Here is a 20194-nt window from a genome sequence, read left to right as displayed (position 1 = left end):
TATGAATTTATTAAAGGGCAACCACCTAATGGAGTTAGTGGTGCCCTTTTGTATAACAATTAATCTGAGTTTTTTGTTTTGCGAATCTATGCTTGAAATTCACATTTATTCTATATATGCTCAATAACCTTATGTTTAGCTTGTTGATTCGTACCATTGTTTAATACTCCAAAATGCTTTTCGGCTTTTATTACATATGCAAGGGGATTATTATTTAAACTTTTTCTATTGTCTAAGCCTCTTTTCAAGACATCAAATCCACCTTTGGCAATAGTGGTAGAATAAGCTAATGTTGTTAATAAACTGTCTTCTATATTCGTATTCGAGAGAAGGCTAGCTGTTGGAGTCAACCATATTAGTGAACCGAAGTCACCCACCGACCAATACCTACTCATTTTTTCTCTTATTAAAATTTTTTCTTCGTTTATCTCTTTTAATGAATCATCTATCCTTAACCTCTGTTTTTCCTCAGAGAAACAGTAAGTGTCAGATACAGTTTTCTCGATTAATCTTCGAAAATTTAATAGTAATTCATTGTTTTTTTGTTTAAAGTCGATAATTTTATGAGTGTCAGAAGTAATATCTAGGGGGATAGAAAATACCCCTTCAAGGATATGAGTGCGAATAGCACTTTTTTGTATATTATCTTCATTTGATGTATTTTCTGAACTGAATGGTGTTCTGACTTCATTATATATAGGGCTTATATAATTCATAGAATCAGTCGCAGGTGTTAGCTCACTGTTATTACCAATTAATATTGCTAAATAATTCATAAAATCTCTAGCAATATCCTGTCTAACTAATAACCATTTTCCATTGCCTCTATATGCTAATCCCTCTTCTCTCAAAAAGCTTCCTAAACGATAGTTCATTTTTTCTAAATGTATTTTTGTGTAGCTATAATCATCAATAGGTATTCTTGTGTTTTGATCATTTGAATTACTTAGATAATTACGTCTAATAAGTTTAATAAAATTCCCTTCAAAATTGCTTATATGGTGGATGTATGCAGAAGGAGAAAACTGCTTTACTAAGCCTTCTCTAATCAACAATTGCATATGTTCTTCAAACTTATTCGGAAAATCAAGATATTCAATAGGAGTTATGGTGTGGATTGTATCTGAATACAATAGCGTTTTACATAGCCATGGTGACTTTTGAATTGATATATATGGGAAATACAATAAATTTTCCATACTATCGTTCCTTTCTTTTCAAAAATAATTAATATAACCAAGTGTGTGAAATTAATAAAACATTGATTTAAATGAAATTTGTTTTAGGAATAATTTATTGAAAAGGGTTCATGCCTCACCATCTAGTAATTATATTGAGTTTTCCATGATCCTCAAGAACAATCTTAAGCGTTCAGGTCAGCCTTTGAGACAGCAGCTATTTTGTGTTTAATTTTTTGAAGATGTAAATTCAGTTCCTTTTCCAGCTCAATAGAATTAAAAATGGAGTATAGCCTATCTCCTGGATCATTTTATTTAAAATGGTGAATGAATCTTTTCTGTTTTGCCATTCTCTAATTTACTTAGATATCCTGATGGAACCTTTAGTCTATTTGCTAGCTCTTTTATGTCTATACCTTTTTGCTTCCTTATCTTCCTTAGTTCCATCCCTACTTGGTATGCAACATTATCCCCTCCTTTTCTTTAGTTTTAAATTCTAGAAATGAATACACTATACCTTTGAAAGAGGGGCTGTTATTTGTTTGTATATCCACCTGAAATTTATTGTGATGAAAGTCTTAGTAGTTATTTATTTAGAATTTCAAATGCAAACTATTTAAAAAACTGTAAGGGTTTTGAAAGAAACTACTAGTTTATTAATATCAAAGTAAATATTGGGCAATATATATGAGAAATGTTATTGATCACCTTGCTAGGATGTTATACGAGCTACAACTTCTCTCTTACTAAAAGTGGTGAATGGTCTTTGTTTACAGCAAGGTTGAATGATAGTGATCTAAATCTAATCTTCGAAGAGTTCTTGCTACGGTTCTATCATATTGAGTAAGATCAATATCATGTTCAATCCGAAACATTGTAATGGGAGCTTAATGGGAACATATCTCTACTACCTGGAATGCGGACTGATGTGTCGATGATGCATAAGAATGGAAAAGAAAAGATCATCATCGATGCTAAGTTTTATAGAGAAATCTTTCAGACTTACTATGATAAAAGTTCATTTGGCATCGTCTGCGAATGGAACTATCAGACAAGCAACAGTGCCAGTAAGAATAATAGGTTCTGCCTACGAAGCATTCCAAATGCACCAAAGTCATTAGTTGAGTGGAGTCTAGATTTTAAATATTAGCAGTGGAACCAATGATGGTAGATGTGTTGCCATCATTGGTTTTTTATATTTTTAAGACCTGAAAAGGGAGACACTTTTACTGATTATCTATCTTTGTAAGACCTATTATGTGGTAAAATAAGGATATAATTTGTATTTTATAACTTTTTCCAAGCATTTCTTTTTTAGGAGGTTCGTCAAATAGTTTATAAGAGTAAAAAAGGAGGAAGGTTGGATGAGTTTTTGGAAAAAGGTGATTGGCAGAACTGAATTGACTACAGAGGAAAGAGCCAGAAGAGAGAAAGAACAGGAAGAGAAAAAGAAACGAAATGCTGAAGCAGCGCAACGTTATCAGGAAGAGCAAGAAAGGAAGCGAGAAGAAAAGCGAATTGAGAAGGAAAGAAGAAAATCTGAGGAATTAAAAGCAGTCGAACGGTTCTTTGGTCCTGCACCAGGTATGGGGAAAAAGGTAACCTACTCTGTATACAAAGAGGCTTTCCAATACGTCGATCATCACTTGCTACGTGCAGATGAAGAAGTCTTAGGTGTTCTTCAAGCTGAATATGACAAGACGAAAAAGCGTGAGATAAAAGGTGTACTCATAGCAGCTGAAGAGAAGATGATCTTTGCATTTGTTAAAGGTAGTAACCAGTATATTGAAGAGTTCGACTACTCAAAGATGAAGGGTATTACCCTTGCGAGAGATGGATTTGCATCTAAAGAGCTTTATATAGATTATGGATCAGGTAGAAAAAAGTTTGATGACATTATTGATGATGATAACTTTAAGTCGTTTTTAGCTGTAATCAACGGAAAAATCACTGAGTTTAGACAAAAGCCTGTAACGAAGACTACAAAACGAAAAACTCCTAAAACCGAAGAAACATCGGATAGGTACGAACAACTTGAACGAATTGCTGAATTGAAGGAGAAGGGCATTTTAACTGACGAAGAGTTCCGTGCTGAAAAGGAAAAAATTTTAGGATAATGAGGTGAATGTATGAAATTCATTCGTTGGTTTTTAGCTGTTTTAGCAATACTTTTCACATTGTTTTTTACTCTTTTATCTCCCTGGGCATGGCTAGGATTGTTGATACTTGTTTTTGGGTTATATCAAAGTGCTCAGAAGAGAAAAGGAATGATGACCTTCTCAAAACCAGGTTGGTTTATTGCAATTGGGATTATATTTACTGTCATAATGTCAGCGGTCACTCCACAGCCCGTTGAGGAAGCAGCAAAGGTTGTCCAACAGACCGAAGTAGACAGTGAAGAGGCCGAAAATAAAGCCAAAGAGGAAGCTGAAGAAGAAGCAAAAGCAGAAGAAGAGGCAAAGAAACTAGCCGAAGAAAAAGCGAAAAAAGAGGCCGAGGAAAAAGCTAAAGCTGAAGAAGAAAAAAAACTAGCTGAAGAGAAAGCAAAAAAAGAGGCTGAAGAAAAAGCTAAAGCAGAGGAAGAAGCAAAGAAACAAGAAATGGTGAATCAGTTCAACCTTGAAGCTGTCACCATATCAAGAGCTGTAGATGGTGATACCGTTGAATTAGAAGATGGTCGGAAGATTCGCTTAATCGGCGTAAACACTCCTGAATCCACCAGCAGACAAGAAGAATATGGAAAAGAAGCAAGCAATTATACTTCTGAGCAACTTGAAGGTAAGCAAGTATGGATACAAAAGGATGTGTCTGATACCGATCGGTACGGTCGTTATCTTAGGATCATCTGGATGGATATTCCCGAAGATGATATGAATGAGGAAGAGATCCGCTCCAAAATGTTCAATGCCAACCTTGTTTTAAATGGTTATGCAGAACCTTCTACCTACCAGCCGGATGTAAAATATAGCGAGCACTTTGTTAAATTCGGACGTGAAGCTCGTGAAGAAGATAAAGGTCTATGGGCGTATGGAGAGAATGGTACGACAAAAGGTGATTTAGACCCGAAAGAAGAAAAGAAGACTGTTACAACAACCAAACCGTCTTCATCCTCTAGCAGTTCAAATGAAAATACAACAAGTCCGCCAAGTACAGCACCTAAGCAGGAATCATTTAAAAACTGTACTGAATTACGAAAGGTATATCCTAATGGTGTAGCTTCAGACCATCCCGCGTATGCATCTAAGCATGATCGAGACAAAGATGGATGGGCTTGTGAACGGTAAGTAGAAACTAAATGAGCTCATAATAATCTGACCCTTAAATGAGTTAGCGATAGCGTAGAGCTATAGCTAGCTCGTTTTAATAATAGAAGTAAATAAATTACAATAATTTCTAGGAATCTGCCAAAAAGATGAGTAAAATAAGGATAAGACAATCTAAGTGGAGGATATATCATGGGGGATACTCTTACGATTACGCAGCGTGATCAATTGCTTAACCAACTTAATGAAGAGCAACGTACATATCTAACTCAATATTTGAAGCGCGGTAGAAAGACTGCTTTTGCTAATGTTCTTGCAGGGAGTAAGGGGAGGAATATACCGCCGGGTGCAACTGATGAAGAAATTGAAATGCTTATGGATGACTGGATCTTAGATGACTATATTGATGCGGGGGTTGTATCTGAAGACCATAAGTGCGAGTGTGGCCGACCATTGAGGTATCAATACATCGTCAGACATTTAGGTACGAATGAAACAAAACGTTTTGGTATCACACATTTTGAGGAACATACTGGACTACCCTCAAAAATTGTGAAGGATGTTGTTCGAGGATTTAATAAGATTGATTACGAGCTAGACGAAATTCTAACAAAGGTTAGTAATGGTCGAGATGCTAAATACGATATTCCATCGGACATTGAACTACCAAAAGATATTAGTGAGATGCTCGAGTTAAATCTCCCATTGTTAGATAGGCAACAAGACAGGTTATTCATATTGTTGAGGAGAAAGAGGGAGGAAAGAGAACCGACTAATAAAGCACCTATTCCGTCTCCAATGCACTATTCAAATGGTTCAATGGACAGAGACGATGAAGAGAAAAAAGAGAAACCATCTCAACCCTCTTTTGATTTTTTTGAACCAGAACCGGTTGCTGCAGCACCTGTTAAGAAATCTGTTAAGCGCATTGAACCAAGTGTAGAAGAACAACTTCCAACAGAGATACAAGATGCCATAGATGGGTATTTGGATACGGGTGTAGAAAGCGCTCTGATAGTTTGTGAGCTCCTAATTAAGAATCATAACTTGTCCAATAAGCGGTATATTACGCAAAAGCCTAAAATATATTATTCTGTTTGCCGATACTTAGATTCATATGTTCTTTCAGATCAAATGACAGTGGAACTAGTAGGGTTAGAAGATAGGATATATAGGAAAAAGGTAAACTCAAATGGTTAAGTTAGGTACGGGAGAAGATGCAATTTTATCCTTAGATCTTGTTTATGAGTATTTGTTACATGCAGAAGAAGCGCTCTCAAGCCCTGAAGCTGTAACAAAACTTAGAAAGATGAAAAGCGATGTTCTTACTTTAATGGATGAGATTCCTAAAATGGAAAGTGATTCAATGAGATACTCTCGTAACCCTCTTCAACAGGGTTCTGGTCTCTCCTTCAAAACTCCTAGTAAGGTACATAACGTCACAGGATCACGTGCACCTTTGGTAGAACAAAGGGGGAAGCGGTTCTTTTAATGGGGACCGGGTAGTAACTTTCTGGAGGTGAAAAATGAATAACAAGGAAGAACATACAAATAAGTCCAGGGTAATTCATTTTAAATCACAGAAAAACAAATTAATGATGAGCGTAGGCGCAAGATCGATGATAAACTCAAAGCTTTTAGAGCCCGTGTGGAAGAGATTAAAAAAGCAATGAAATAATGCAATAACCTCTACGAAAAGTTACCACTCAGTTTGGTAGCTTTTTTATTATCCTGAAAAAACTTTAAACTAATAAACATCTTGTTTAAAGAACGTATGTTCGTTATCTTATAATAAAGAACATAACTAATAGGGGAAAGGGGATGATGTGTTTGATTCAAAAGACTAAACCTGAACAAAACATTCTACCGAGGATATATTCTGCAATGGAGACAGTTGAGGAGCTGTATCTCACAATTAATAATAATAAGGAGCAGTTAAATAAAGTAATTGGTACCGTTCATTTTATTGATTTCCCAAAGAAAGAAATAAGAGTAGTGGATCGACAACACAACGTTATTTATATACCCTGGTCCAACATCGTACATATTAAATAGTAAGTAGATGTAATTAGTTCGATAGGGGGCGGAATTAAAATTGAGCAAAGTAGAAGTTATACGAAATCCTTGTGCGTCATGTCAATTTTGCTTTAAGGTTGTTGGCAATGAAATAGATGCTGTTGGAAAACTGTATAGCTGGTCTGACCTAGAACATAAAAGACCTCCGCATATATTGTGTAGGGAACACTATGTAATGGCTCAAAAGGAGCAAACTAAGGAGATACTACGCTTTCTTGAATGTTATAGCTTAGCAGAAAGTCGTAAAGTTCTGCCAGCAGCTTCATTAAAGCTTTATCACTATTTAGTGGAAAAATATACTTAGTAAAGGAGCTTATTTCAATGTGGTAAGAGGAATTTAATGACAAAAGTAGTATTCTTATATAGATAGCTGAATTTCTGTCTGAATAAAAATATCCTATCCTGGGAGGTGCTAAACTTGACTCAATCACAAACTTTTAGGAGGAAAGAAATTCATAGGGCTGATAGGACTATTACTTTTGTGGTGAATTTCTGGCAAGACAAAAATGACAAAGAAAAGATTTGGGTTGGTTCTAATGGAATTCTAGCTCCAACAGAAGTTAACAATCATTCAAATTCGGTAAATTATCATCCTAAAATGTTTAGGAGATTAAAAGACATTTTAATCAATGAAGACAGGTGGGTTGAAGAGTAAATACAGGTGGTCTCTAATCTTACCTATCTCATATTTACGGAGTTATAAAATAACTTCATAAATATGAATTTGATGGACTTTATTCCTCAGTTTATTAGTGATAAAATAATTTACACACTTTGTACTTATAGCCCAGTGTCCAGCGTGTTAGGTTCAATTCCTGATGGCTTAATGATTGCAATTACGTTATTACTGACAGCAATCCTACTGGAGGTGGTTAATATGACAAATAAAAACATAGTTAACAAAGCAATATGCACTGTGATGACCGGCATCTTAGTGAATCTCACAACTGATAAACTAAAAGCGGTGGCTCCAGCGCTGGGCTAAAAGTATACTTGAAATAAGCCAAAAGCTTCCTAAAAGGGAGCTTTTGGCTTATTTTAACATCTCATGTTACTGTTCAATTAGCTGTACAAAGTGCAAATGGAACATACACAGCCGGATTTAAATACAAATCTTGTTACTGTTCAATATTTATGTGTTACTGGACCTGATAGACGCAGTCTAATTTAAATACAACAAATGTTACTGTTTACACTAATTATATCATCTACATATTATTTATAAACTATACCAAGGTGTTTTCCAAAACAAAGGGGCTTCGAGATACCTAACTAGTAAAACCTTCTATTTGTTATTAACGGGTTTACTTCAAAGGTGCACTTATACGAAATCGCATATAAATTCACATTAAAAATCACGTCCTATTTCACCGGTGTGATTTTATTGTTAAATCAGTGTTTTAGGAGGTTTCACACACCAAATCACATATCATTTCACAGCTTAATTCACCCTGATGAAAAATCTGAAATAAATATTTCAGATTGAAAATAGCTGTGATTTCAGGTGTGAATACAGTAGCTTGCAGGGAGCATGGAATTAATCTTATAGCACCGTTTACAAAATCGTATTGATAAACCGCAAATGACCGATTTGAAAAATATGCAGGTGGACCTCCAATAAGAGCATGCTAAATTAGTTTCTGCCATGTATTCAGTTGAAATTCCTAATAATTTATGTGAAACAATTAAATGAACTATTGAAACAAACAATGATAAATTTTGAAAAAGTTATTGGTGAAAATTATTTTGTGCTCGCATTTTGGCAGTAAGAGTATGTATTGTGCTATCTGGTGATGCACATTAATCTCTAGCTCCTTCGACCTATTCCTTATTTTCCCAAGAGATTAAAAATAAAACATTATATACATTTTGAGACAAGGGGACAGGTTGCTTGTCCCACTCAAAAGTCTAAAAGTGATGGAATGTATTGGTGAGTGTTACTAACCTGCTAGCAACGTTAATTCTATTTACAAATGAAACGTATTATTCGATCCATTGCATATAGCATACTAGATAATTGTTGGGACGATGAACCTATCCCTTTGTCCCTGTAATTAGATATTTATGTTAATGTAGTTGTAACATCTTTTGGAAATCAGCTCGATTCGAAGAAAGAAAGGATGTGGTCTTGATGAAAATAAACATCACTTACATCATCAATTCGATTATTAGTGGTGTGCTGGCAATCCTGATCTCTACCTTTTTTGCAGGTGGGGCGATTGCCGAAAACTATACGGATAAAACGTGGGTTGCACCAGAGTTTTTTGTGATTCTCTTAATCTGGACGCTTGGATTTCTAGTCGGTCTGCTTATTTATCGAGGAAAAACTCGTGGGATGTATTTGTTATTGTCTATTTTAATCACCTGGGCTTCAATTCCACTCGGGGTACATTTGGGCGCTCGTTTAACTACAGCATCGTAGGTTTGTAGTTCTTTAGATTTATCACGTCCAGAGGTGAATAATGAGCACTCATAATCAACCTTCTAGATTCAAAATATGGCGAATTAAATATGGAGCTTTTATATGTTTCTGGCGAAAATTGGATACTTACCTGTGTCCTCGTAGTGAATGTAGTTGTTCTTAATGTGATTGGTATTGATGATATGAAGAAAGTATAAATAACCATTCGCTGAAAGCAATGCCTTTATTGAATTTGCAATCTTGGTGTTTGGGGGAAACAGAAGATTTAAAGGTCGTAAAGACGAGTTCAAAACGTCTTGGATTTTTAAAATCAACTTAGAGCAGTATGGAAAAGATCAGCCACAGGTTGATCTTTTTTCTATGCAGTGGACATTAGTGAAACTTTTATCAAGAGTGATTGAAACTTCTGCACTTCCTGATGCTGCGTTCCATGAATAAGTGTTCAGAGAAGAGGACCTCATGAGTTGAACGTGGATGAGTAATGCTTAGTAGAATAAATGGAGCGAGTGGATGTTACTTCACCTTCCGAAGTGTCCTATATAGAGGTGCAACAAGATGAGTTAAATGAGAGGGATAGAGGGAGAGCTTATCTGATCATTGATGGGACGGTGCCCCTGTCCCTGTGTCCTAATGGAGAGTAAATTCTAATTTTGTATTACTTAACGGTAGAAGATTGTATTTTCAAAAAAAACAAAAAAATGTATAATTGTTTTCAAAGAGGTGGGTTTAAATGGAAATGACAGATGTGTATAAATCTTTTGGAAACAGATCCGATTGTATTCACTTATTGGAGAAGGTTCGCTGGAATGGAAATGCATCTTGTCCTTACTGTAGTTCTTTTTATAAAACCTCAATGTATAGCGAGAATAGGCATCACTGTAATACATGCAATACATCCTATAGTGTAACCACCAAGACAGTCTTCCACAAGACAAAGGTAGAGTTGCAAAAATGGTTTTTCTCTATGTACTTAATTGTAAAGTACGATGGCTATATCTCTTGCCGAAGACTTGCTAATGAAATTAAAGTTAGCGTGAAAACAAGTTATTATATTATTCAAAGAATTAATGCAGTGATTCATGATAATCAACTAGAGTTTCAAAAATTGATAGAGACAAATGTTATTGGTGAATTGGATAAAGAATTATTCAATGAAAATACAATTCTCAATAAAGGAATTGAATTCTTATTGCTAGGAGGAAATAGATTTGAGTAAACCATTAAAGGCAACACATTATGGAAAGTTAACAATTGGTGACAAGGAATTAAATTGTGCTGTTTTAGAAGATAACTCCAGAATTATAAGTTACACGGCAGTATTTGAAGCGTTTGATAGACCTGTAAGAGGCCAAAGGAAAGTTAAAGGGATTATAAAATCTGAGATGCCAGGTTTTGTGGATGCTAGTAATTTGCAAGATTATATTACTCCAAAGCTTTATGACATGCTTCAAAACAAAGTATCCTATTATGCTAAAAATGGTAGGGTGGTAAATGGATTTAAAGCTGAGATTATTCCTCTATTATGTGAGGTGTATTTGGCAGCTAGACAGCACAACAAATTAACTAAAAAACAAGAGTCCTTGGCATTTTCCAGCGAAATAATAGTACGCAGTCTTTCCAAGGTTGGAATTGTAGCTTTAGTGGACGAAGCAACAGGGTATCAATATGAAAGAGAACGTCATGAGTTGCACAAAATATTAAGTGCATACATTAGTGAGGAATTATTACCATGGACTAAGCAATTTCCTGACGAATTTTATAAGCAAATGTTTCGCTTACGAGGTTGGAATTATGATCCCTCAAGTGTTAAGAGACCCCAATATGTTGGTAAACTAACTATGGAACTTATTTATGACAAATTACCAGAAGGCGTTGCAAGTGAGTTGAAAGGGAAAGTTCCAAAAAACAAAAAATTACATCAGGGATTAACAATTGATGTTGGGAATCGACATTTACAACAGCAACTGACAAGTGTAATTACTCTTATGAAAATTTCGCCAAACTGGAAAACATTTATTCAACATTTTAATAGAGCTCATGGAGACAGTGAACAAATCGAATTCGACTATTAATTACATTATAACACCTATTCAAAAAAGCTTCGTACGAAGCTTTTTTGAAATCATTTATTGAATGAAAGTTCATCTTTCACAATACCATCTAAAACATCTCTCCACCTTGAAACAACTTCTTTACCAACTATAACTTCATCAACGAGGCCGATATGAAGCATGTCAATGATCCTACACAAATATGATTTTCCATCCTTCCACCAACAATCTCTTGCATCAATAAAGTAAACATGCTTTATATCTCCCTCAACTTGATGCGATAATTCATTAATTTCAAAACCATCAAGTTGGGTTTCATACACTCCATCAGCTATTCTGCTACCAAAAGTCGTAGTATAGTAATATTCTTTTATCTCCCAGATAGCTTTGGGATTTATTGTATTTGGATAAGCTCCATCAAATCTTCTTGAAAGAGTGCCTAGGATTTCATTATTGCTGTCCTTCAGATAAGTTAAGTTTGAAGGGTCATCATTAAAACATATATCAAATCCATAGGTAAGATTGTTCATAGAAGCGAAATTTCTAAGGTGATTTTCAGTTAATATATTTATAATACATGTAAAGAATGCAAAGTCAGATTTTTCATTTTTTTGTTTGTTGTATGGGAGCTTGCAAGTGAAATTGTTATCTCTGTAGATATTGTGCAAATGAGTAAAAAGAGTTCGAGCCTCATTTAGATCCATAAGGTTGTTACGGACTTCATTATTAATAGTATTGGCCCTATATTGTAAGTAAGAGATTATATCGTCTATTAAACTCGGTGGTATACTAATGTCAACTTGCTTTAACTTTTTATAAATTTCATGTTCATCAGGTTCTTTAACAATGCCTCCTTTTGAATATTTTATCTTCTCTGATATTACTCGAACATAACCCCAGAATTGCTGTGATTTACCTAAAAATTGCTTATTTGGTTGCATTTATGAACTCCTTTTCCATAGTCGATAAAAGGAATGATGATTTTACACCTAATCCCTGTGAAATCTTAATTATATTTATTAATGAAACATTTCTAACTCCACGTTCTATTTCACTTATGTACGTTCTGTGAAGTCCAGTCTTTTCTGATAAGTGCTCTTGAGATATTCTTCGTATACTCCTCAAGTGTTTGACAGACTTTCCGAAGCTTTTTTTGTAATTAAATGACTCGTTATCCATAAATTACTATTCACTTCTCCTTTTGTCTACAGACTATAAGTAACATCTGTTATAATGAATTTGAATATTGAATTGAGAGGTAACTATATGACAACTACAACTTACACAAAGGTACCACAATTATTAAAGTGGATAGGTAATAAACATAGGTTCGCTAATGAAATTCTCGGTTATATGCCTGAAAATATCAATACTTATTTTGAACCTTTTCTTGGTAGTGGAGCAGTATTAGCTACATTAGCAGAAAGCAATAATACATTAACTCCTTCAACTAAGTATAAACAAGCCATAGCTTCTGATGTCTTGGGTCCTGTCATTCAGATATTTAATCATGTTAAATTTGATCCTGAAATTTTAATAAATTATTATCGCGAGCACATTGAAAATTACAATGAAAATCGAAGCGAGAAATATTTAGAGATACGAGATAGATTTAACAAAAAACGGAGTCCGTTAGATTTCTTATTACTCACTAGGACTTGCTATTCAGGTATTATTAGGTTTAGAAAATCTGATGGGTATATGAGTACTCCGATCGGACCTCACAAACCAATATCACCAGATGAATTTGAAAAAAGAGTATTAATATGGAATAAACTTGTGCAAAACACAATGTTCTTTGAATCGGATTATAAGAACATCATGAGCCTTGCTGGAGAAGGTGATTTGGTATATTGTGATCCACCTTATACACATAGTCAGACGATCATATATGGAGCACAGTCATTTAATATAAACGAGTTATATGAGGAAATAAGAAAGTGTAAAGCTAGAGGAGCTAAGGTAATACTATCTATCAATGGAAAACGTAAATCAGGAACACTCGATTCAGAACTAAGTTTACCTGAAGGATTGTTTGAAAGGGAGGCTTATGTTAACTGTGGAGTCTCCATGATTAATAGACTTCAGAGGCAGGGGCAAACTATGTTAAACGAGAATGTGCAAGATCGACTTTTACTAACTTGGTGATAAATTAAGGGATGAAGCATTTTAGCTTCATCTTTTATTTTGATAAGTAAAATATATAAAGAACTTAGTGAATACATGCTGAAGGTGTGATGCAAGTATGGATTTTTCCTTAGCACAGTTACACCGTATGAGAGATGGCTACCTATGTCTATTCTTAATTGAAAATAATTTAAGAAGATTAGGTGCATACATACTAGAAATGAACTTTGGAGCTAATTGGCAGCACAACACTCGAAAAAAATATAAAATGAAGATTTTAAGCAAGAATTTATTTGAAATGGAATTTTATGAGCTAATTATTATTATTAATTTACCAGAGATGAAAGGTTACTTTAGCGATCAACTTATCTTAGATTTGAAGAAATTATTAAATACGAGGAATAAACTAGCTCATTCCAGGTTGATTGACGAGAAAGAATTGGAGTTACTCAAGAACGTTTGTCTGAAAATTAAGAAAACAAAAGAAGCTTGGACAGTATAGTGAATAGTTTATCAGAATAGCTTAATCGAATAAATTCAAATGAAAATTTTTAGATGATTACGTAAATAATATTAATTTTGATGAAAGTTTTATTGGAAAAAAACTTTCTTGAAGATGTATTCTTAAAAATAAATAATAATTTTTTTTAATAAGGAATGACAAGATATGACTTTAAATCCAGGTACTTTTGAAGAAGTTAAGAGAGCAAATAAAGATTATCCGCATAACCAAAAACAATATACAGTTTCACCTAATGACTATAGTGAGTCGTTAATCCATCAAAGTGCACTCGCAATTGGACGGAAATTTAAAGATATGTTACAAGATGGAGATTTAGAAGAAGCGATTAAACTTACGCAAAAAGTTATAAAGGTTATGGGTAATAAAGACGAAAACTTTGCACTTCCACTTACGAACGTACTTTATCGGTACGATGACCAAGAGATACCAGAGTTTGATGATCAACAATTATCTTCGATCAAACTCTTATCAAACGATAAGCAAGGAATGCAAAACTTATTTAAGTCATTGAAGTTTGAGATGCTAACAGCTGATTCAGCTTTTTTTATGGTGAGTTTCATTAGATGGTCTGGATTGCAACTGCTGATTCGGTCTTTGAATGAATTATGCAACAGAGGTGTAAAAGTAAAGATAATAACCTCATTCTATATGAATATAACGGAACCAAAAGCGCTTCGCATGCTCCTTGCGTTTCCTAATGTTGAAGTCCGAATATTTGATTCTGGAAAAGAATCTTTTCATACGAAAGCCTATTTGTTTGAAAGAGCATCAGGTCTTCATACTGGCATTATAGGTTCTTCAAACTTATCACAAGCTGCTCTGACAAATGGACACGAATGGAATGTTAAAATCCCAGACACTAGCTATCTACCAATTTTTAGGCAAGCTATGGAGAAGTTTCATGATGCCTGGGAAGATAAGCGGTCATATGCTTTAACTGAAACGTTGTTAAACCGTTATGAACAGTACATAGGTTTACAAGAAAAGAAAACAAATAATCTGCAAACATTTCAGGTTTCTCAAGTGGGTGAGGATTCTTTTAAATATTCTTATCGATCAAATATTAAGCCGAATGATATGCAAAAAAAAGCATTACAAGCCTTGAAGCAAACTCGGGAAAATGGACATCAAAAAGGTGTAGTTATCGCGGCGACAGGTACAGGTAAGACTTTTTTATCAGCGTTTGATGTACATGAGATGAAACCGAAGAGAATGTTGTTTCTAGCTCATAGAGAAGAGTTGTTAGATAGTGCAAAGGAAACGTTTGAATTAGTATTTAATTCTGATAATATGTGTGGGAAGTTAACAGGAAGAGAGAAGGATATAAATAAACCGTTTCTCTTTAGTACTGTCCAGTCACTCCATACTGAGAGTGCACTGCAACAATTCGAACAAGATGATTTTGATTACATTATTGTTGATGAATTTCATCACGCAGAAGCACCGACGTACTTAAGAATTCTCCAGTATTTTAAGCCTGGATTTTTACTTGGATTAACCGCAACACCAGAGCGTATGGATGGTCGTGATGTGCTAGCACTATGTGATTATAATGTTGTTTATGAGATAAGATTACGTGATGCTCTTGAGGCTGAACTATTGGCTCCCTTTCATTATTTTGGATTAGCAGATGATACTGTTGATTACAATGAGATTAACATTCGTAATGGATTATTGGATGAGCGCCAGCTGGTAAAGGCATTGAAAACGAATGAGCGCGTTGATTATGTCGATAAAATGATAAAACGGTATGGCTATGATGGAGACCGTCTTATTGGGTTAGGCTTTTGTGCAACGATAGAACATGCGAAGTTTATGAGTGAATCCTTTAATCGCAGAGGCTATGTAACGACGGTATTAACAGGACAAGATTCTGCTCGAGAGAGAAGGTCAGTGATTAAGAGATTAGAAGATGATACCGATCCGCTACAAATAATTTTCTCTGTGAATGTTTTCAATGAAGGCGTAGATATTCCGCGTCTAAACCTTATTTTGTTCTTAAGACCTACTGAATCTTCAACCGTATTTATTCAGCAGTTGGGTCGTGGCTTGCGCAAGGTAAAAGGAAAAGACTTTGTTACGATTTTAGATTTCATTGGAAACTACCAAAAATCGTTTATTGTGCCATTAGCTTTAGCTGGAGAAACAAGTTCAAAGGCATTTGATAAGGATGCCCTTCGCATTGCTGTTCAGCATGAATTCGCAGATCTTCCAGGGGCGTCATATGTCGATTTAGATCAAGTCTCACAAAAGCGAATCTTAGAGAGAATTGATAGCATTCGAATGGACTTAGTTGCAATGTTAAATAACCTTTATGCACAGTTTAAGAGAGAGCTAGGTAGATCTCCTGATGTGATTGACTTTCTATATTCTGAAAGTGCTCCAAATCTTCACTTCTTCATTAGAAAGTTTGACTCATGGGTAAACACCAAAAAGAAAATGAAGGACTTAACTGATATAGATCAGGCTGTCTTAGAAAATAAGCAAGTAAGTGAGCTATTCGAAAGAATAGAAAATATGTATCCAATAAAATGGCCATATGAGTTGGCAATTATAGAAGCTGCTACACAAAAAAGATTTGTAACTCAGACTGTAGTATTGCAAGTGCTTAAAAAAAGGTTCGGTTTAGAACTAGAGGAAGAGAAGCATCGTACTCTAATAGAAGACGCAATGGTAAAGCTTACGCAACAGTATAAAAGGCATAAATACAAAATAGGAACTGTAGATAATGGCTCTTTTGTTTTGGATGAGGATTTATGTAATTCTTTAAGAAATCAGGTTATGTATAAGCAACTTATGGAGCGGGTTGAGTATGGAATAGTTGAGTTTAGGCGTACATTCAAACCGGAGCGTTTTTTAGGAGAAGGAGAACGAATTATTCTCTATCAAAACTATACGCGTAATGATTTAATCTTCTTGTTTCAAGCGGGAGTACAAGAAGGATCGTGGCGTGAAGGTGTTAGTAAAGTAGGAAACGACTATCTGTTATTTATTAATTTAAATAAAGATGAAGAAGTGTCAGACCATCTTGATTACAAAGATTACTTTATTGATCAGAACCACTTTCATTGGCAAAGTCAAAATCAAACTTCTCACAATTCTTCAGTGGGACAAGCCTATATCTATCATAAAGAGAAGGGTATACGTATTCACTTGTTTGTTAGAAAGTTTGATAGTATGCACGGAATGACGTTGCCATTTACGTATCTAGGAGAAGTCGATTATGTTTCCAGTCATGGAGACAAGCCTATGAATATCAAGTGGCAGCTCCACCATCCCGTGCCAGAAGACCTGTTCATCGATTTAATTAGATAGCAGTTTATCAATTGTAGGGATATCAGCCGGAGCCCAGTCAAGAGAACGAAGATTTTCCAGTGTTACCCACTGCAGTTTAGCGTGTTCCTTGGCTTGCGGCTCACCGCTAATAATCTGTGATTCATATGTACTTAGGTTTACAAGTACAGAAGGATATTCATGACTGACTTCTTCAATTTTTTGAGTGACTGTAATCTCGCAGCCTAATTCTTCATTGATTTCTCGTACTAGTGTCTCCTCAGGGGTTTCTCCATCTTCAATTTTTCCACCAGGAAACTCCCAATAGTTTGGTAGTGACATAGTTGGAGATCTTAATGCACAAAGAATTTCATTGTTTTGGTTTCGTATTACAGCACCGACTACGTTAACTTTTTTCATAATGACAGCAACTCCTTTTTTGCAATTTCTCATTCTATATTATCATTTAATCATCTTAAAATGCGAAGGGTGGATAATTATGCCAACTTACAACAAACTCATTCGAGATAGAATCCCTGAAATCATTGAAGCATCAGGAAAAGAATACACTTCTAAAATTCTAAACGAGAAAGAGTACAAGAAAGAGCTCCAATTAAAACTAAAAGAAGAACTTCAAGAATACTTAGAAGCAATTGAAGACAATGATTCTATCGAAGAACTCGCAGACATATTAGAATTAATTCACTCGTTAACCTCAGTACACAATTCGTCTATAAATCAGCTTGAACAAGTACGAAAAGACAAGAAAGATAAACGCGGAGGGTTCGATAAAAAAATCTTTCTAATCGATGTTGAAGATGAGTAATATTAAATTAATTACAGATAGATTATACGAATTTTTAACTCCTGAGATTGAACGGTCAGATTCGATTTATATTCTTACATCCTTCATTATGCGTTCAGGTGTTGAGTTGCTCTATCCTTATTTGAAGTCAGCTCTTGATAAGGGAGCAAATGTTAAGATATGCGCTGGAGACTATCTTTATATTACTCAACCGGAAGCTCTAGAGATGCTACTTGAACTGGAAGGTATTGAAGTTCGACTTTATCAAAGTAACGGTCGTTCTTTTCATCCGAAAGCATACATATTCGGTCAAGAGGAAGGTGAAGGAGCATTTCTAGTTGGCTCATCTAATCTCTCGAGATCAGCTCTTACAGGTGGAATTGAGTGGAATATCTACCTGCCCGAGAGTAGTTCTCCTTCTACCTATGAAGAAGCAGAAGATCAATTCTTACATACGTTTTATCATGACAACACGCTGCCTTTAAACAAAGAAACCTTAGAGTTGTATCAAGACCGATATTCACATTATCATCTCAAGCATCCAGAACTAAAAGATACTTGGACTAAATTAGAAGAAGTTGATATGACTCTGGGAACTTCAGTTGAAAATTCCTCAATAAAAGAAAGCCTAGGTGTGTATAACGTTCAAGCCGAGGAGAAGTTAACACCTAGGCCAGCTCAAGTTGAAGCACTTGAAGCGCTGGATACAACCTTAGATGAAGGTTATTCTCGGGCAATGGTAGTTTTACCAACAGGGATAGGGAAGACCTATCTTGCTGCGTTTTTTGCTCGTTCATTTAAGCGAATTCTTTTTGTGGCGCATCGTGAAGAAATCTTATATCAGGCAAAGAGTTCGTTTAAACATGTTATTCCGGTACGTACTACTGGAATATACAATGGTAAGCAAAAAGAGATGGCAGATATGATGTTTGCTTCAGTTTTTACTATTGGACAGAAGAAGAATCTGCATCAGTTTTCTCCTGATGAATTCGACTTAATTGTAGTAGACGAGTTTCATCACGCAGCGGCTCGTTCCTATCAGGGAATTATTGATTATTTCAACCCAGACTTTTTACTCGGGATAACAGCTACTCCAGACAGGATGGATAGTAAGGATGTATATGGGCTGTGCGATGGTAATGTCGCTTACCAGATGCATTTTACAGAGGCTATTGAGAAGGAGTGGTTAACGCCATTTCGTTATTACGGGGTTTATGATGAGACGGATTATGCTAGTATCACTTGGTTAGGAAATAAGTATGATAAGGAAGAGTTGCTGCAGGTTCAATTGAAGGAGGAACTAACTGAGAAAATATTAGATGCTTGGCTGAAGCATAAACAATCTCGTTCAATAGGATTTTGTTCTTCTATTAGGCAAGCAGTCTTTCTAGCAAATTATTTCAGTGAGAGAGGTTACTCAGCTATTAGCTTACATTCCCAATCTGATTACAAGAGAAGCGATGCAATTAAAAAGTTAGCTTCTGGTGAGATTGAAATCATTTTTACAGTAGACCTTTTTAATGAGGGTGTCGACATTCCTCCAGTTGATACGTTGTTGTTTGCACGACCAACGGAGTCCCTTACTGTATTTACTCAGCAGGTTGGGAGAGGCCTGAGACTATTCGAAGGTAAGTCACACTGCAACATTATCGATTTAATAGGGAACTATCGTAATGCAGATATCAAACTTTCTTTATTCGATACTAATCCTTCCTCTACAAAAGGTAATATTAATATTCAACCTGATGTTCCAGCCAATTGCGAGTTGAATCTGGATTTAAAAGTTGTAGATCTACTTCAAGAACTGAGTCGTAAACGACAGCCTCGTAAAGAAAAGTTGCTGGAAGCTTTTCGTGATTTGAAGTTAGAAATGGGGCGGCGACCCACGTATTACGAATTACACCTCTACGGTAAAGAAGACAGCAAAGCTTATAAGCAGGAGTTCAAGTCCTATGTTGGCTTCTTAAAGTGGGCTGGAGAGCTTACTGAAACAGAAGGAACCGTCTATAAAGAGCAAGGCAGCTGGATACATGAGGTAGAGAAAACAAACATGTCGAAAAGCTATAAAATGATCGTCCTTCAATATATGTTAAGTAGAGGTTTGGAGGACTGGCTAAAGCCAGTAACCCCTAATGAAGTAGCACCTTATTTTCATGAGTACCTTACAAAGAAAGAGTATCGTAAAAAGATAGATTTCTCAGATAAAGGCTCAAAGAGATTATGGGAATACGATGAAGCAAAAGTTAGTAGGCTCATTGCCACTATGCCTATGACCAAATGGAGCAGTAATTCTAAGGGGTTAGTGTCTTTCGAAGATAACGAGTTTAAGCTTAATTTAAATTTTTCAGATGAAGAGAATCGTTACTTGTATCAATGGACGAAAGAGATATGTGAATACCGTTTACATGAGCATTTTGAAAGGAAGGCTAAGTAAAAAATTATTTGGCTCTGGAAGAGGCGGAGGAGTTTATCTTAA

Annotated in this window: 20 protein-coding genes; 15 read left to right on the top strand and 5 right to left on the bottom strand. The window is 35.3% G+C overall.

The window, feature by feature from the left end:
- Positions 1-110: 110 nt before the first annotated feature.
- Together ACXADT_RS19020 and ACXADT_RS19015 are read right to left on the bottom strand one after the other, a co-directional pair.
- Positions 111-1199 carry a hypothetical protein gene (locus ACXADT_RS19020; protein ID WP_474832371.1) on the bottom strand — a complete coding sequence of 363 codons (1089 nt, stop codon included), beginning with the start codon at positions 1197-1199 and terminating at the stop codon, positions 111-113.
- Between the two features lie 294 nt (positions 1200-1493).
- The gene (locus tag ACXADT_RS19015) at positions 1494-1625 is read right to left on the bottom strand and encodes a helix-turn-helix domain-containing protein (RefSeq protein WP_474832370.1); all 132 of its coding nucleotides are present in this window, start codon (positions 1623-1625) and stop codon (positions 1494-1496) included.
- Positions 1626-2112: 487 nt separating this feature from the next.
- On the opposite strand from ACXADT_RS19015, the gene ACXADT_RS19010 reads away from it, so the two are divergent.
- The 10 genes from ACXADT_RS19010 (at position 2113) to ACXADT_RS18965 (ending at position 11011) form a co-directional block, all read left to right on the top strand.
- The gene (locus ACXADT_RS19010; RefSeq protein WP_474832369.1) at positions 2113-2328 is read left to right on the top strand and encodes a hypothetical protein; all 216 of its coding nucleotides are present in this window, start codon (positions 2113-2115) and stop codon (positions 2326-2328) included.
- Between the two features lie 214 nt (positions 2329-2542).
- Positions 2543-3295, top strand: coding sequence for an SHOCT domain-containing protein (locus ACXADT_RS19005; protein WP_474832368.1), 753 nt, complete (start codon positions 2543-2545; stop codon positions 3293-3295).
- A 12-nt stretch (positions 3296-3307) separates the two neighbouring features.
- On the top strand, positions 3308-4462 hold the full coding sequence (locus ACXADT_RS19000; RefSeq protein ID WP_474832367.1) for a thermonuclease family protein: 1155 nt from the start codon (positions 3308-3310) through the stop codon (positions 4460-4462).
- 171 nt (positions 4463-4633) lie between these two features.
- Positions 4634-5641, top strand: coding sequence for a DUF3895 domain-containing protein (locus tag ACXADT_RS18995; RefSeq protein WP_474832366.1), 1008 nt, complete (start codon positions 4634-4636; stop codon positions 5639-5641).
- A complete protein-coding gene (locus ACXADT_RS18990; RefSeq protein WP_474832365.1) occupies positions 5634-5933 on the top strand; it encodes a hypothetical protein in 300 nt (99 codons plus the stop codon). The genes ACXADT_RS18995 and ACXADT_RS18990 overlap by 8 nt, the downstream gene beginning before the upstream one ends.
- A 338-nt stretch (positions 5934-6271) precedes the next feature.
- Complete coding sequence (locus tag ACXADT_RS18985) at positions 6272-6496, top strand: YolD-like family protein (RefSeq protein WP_474832364.1); 225 nt, start codon at positions 6272-6274, stop codon at positions 6494-6496.
- 439 nt (positions 6497-6935) lie between these two features.
- Entirely contained in the window at positions 6936-7172 is a 237-nt protein-coding gene (locus tag ACXADT_RS18980; RefSeq protein ID WP_474832363.1) for a hypothetical protein, read from the top strand.
- 1476 nt (positions 7173-8648) lie between these two features.
- Positions 8649-8939, top strand: a complete 291-nt coding sequence (locus tag ACXADT_RS18975) for a hypothetical protein (protein ID WP_474832362.1) — start codon at positions 8649-8651, stop codon at positions 8937-8939.
- 730 nt (positions 8940-9669) lie between these two features.
- Positions 9670-10155 carry a transposase gene (locus ACXADT_RS18970; protein ID WP_474832361.1) on the top strand — a complete coding sequence of 162 codons (486 nt, stop codon included), beginning with the start codon at positions 9670-9672 and terminating at the stop codon, positions 10153-10155.
- The gene (locus ACXADT_RS18965; RefSeq protein WP_474832360.1) at positions 10148-11011 is read left to right on the top strand and encodes a P63C domain-containing protein; all 864 of its coding nucleotides are present in this window, start codon (positions 10148-10150) and stop codon (positions 11009-11011) included. Before ACXADT_RS18970 ends, ACXADT_RS18965 begins: the two co-directional genes overlap by 8 nt.
- Before the next feature lie 50 nt (positions 11012-11061).
- Here the strand turns inward: ACXADT_RS18965 and ACXADT_RS18960 are convergent, their stop codons facing one another.
- Positions 11062-11931 (bottom strand): DUF7687 domain-containing protein, encoded by an 870-nt coding sequence (locus ACXADT_RS18960; RefSeq protein ID WP_474832359.1) that lies wholly within the window; start codon positions 11929-11931, stop codon positions 11062-11064.
- Entirely contained in the window at positions 11918-12169 is a 252-nt protein-coding gene (locus ACXADT_RS18955) for a helix-turn-helix domain-containing protein (RefSeq protein ID WP_474832358.1), read from the bottom strand. Before ACXADT_RS18955 ends, ACXADT_RS18960 begins: the two co-directional genes overlap by 14 nt.
- An 87-nt stretch (positions 12170-12256) precedes the next feature.
- On the opposite strand from ACXADT_RS18955, the gene ACXADT_RS18950 reads away from it, so the two are divergent.
- From ACXADT_RS18950 to ACXADT_RS18940, 3 genes are all read left to right on the top strand, one after another.
- Entirely contained in the window at positions 12257-13138 is an 882-nt protein-coding gene (locus ACXADT_RS18950; protein ID WP_474832357.1) for a DNA adenine methylase, read from the top strand.
- 97 nt (positions 13139-13235) lie between these two features.
- Positions 13236-13619: a hypothetical protein gene (locus ACXADT_RS18945; RefSeq protein ID WP_474832356.1), complete on the top strand. Its 384-nt coding sequence runs from the start codon at positions 13236-13238 to the stop codon at positions 13617-13619.
- Positions 13620-13784: 165 nt separating this feature from the next.
- Positions 13785-16955 carry a DUF3427 domain-containing protein gene (locus ACXADT_RS18940; protein ID WP_474832355.1) on the top strand — a complete coding sequence of 1057 codons (3171 nt, stop codon included), beginning with the start codon at positions 13785-13787 and terminating at the stop codon, positions 16953-16955.
- Here the strand turns inward: ACXADT_RS18940 and mutT are convergent.
- Entirely contained in the window at positions 16944-17336 is a 393-nt protein-coding gene (gene mutT / locus ACXADT_RS18935) for an 8-oxo-dGTP diphosphatase MutT (RefSeq protein WP_474834589.1), read from the bottom strand. The genes ACXADT_RS18940 and mutT overlap by 12 nt on opposite strands.
- Before the next feature lie 76 nt (positions 17337-17412).
- Here mutT and ACXADT_RS18930 point away from each other — a divergent pair, with 76 nt between their 5' ends.
- Positions 17413-17739: a pyrophosphohydrolase domain-containing protein gene (locus tag ACXADT_RS18930; protein WP_474832354.1), complete on the top strand. Its 327-nt coding sequence runs from the start codon at positions 17413-17415 to the stop codon at positions 17737-17739.
- Positions 17732-20152 (top strand): DEAD/DEAH box helicase family protein, encoded by a 2421-nt coding sequence (locus ACXADT_RS18925; RefSeq protein WP_474832353.1) that lies wholly within the window; start codon positions 17732-17734, stop codon positions 20150-20152. The genes ACXADT_RS18930 and ACXADT_RS18925 overlap by 8 nt, the downstream gene beginning before the upstream one ends.
- The last annotated feature ends 42 nt before the right edge of the window (positions 20153-20194 follow it).

It is taken from the genome of Anaerobacillus sp. ABR4_321, from assembly GCF_056158505.1.
The sequence above is the reverse complement of the archived record's forward strand: the minus strand, read 5'-3'. Positions and strand labels throughout refer to the sequence as shown.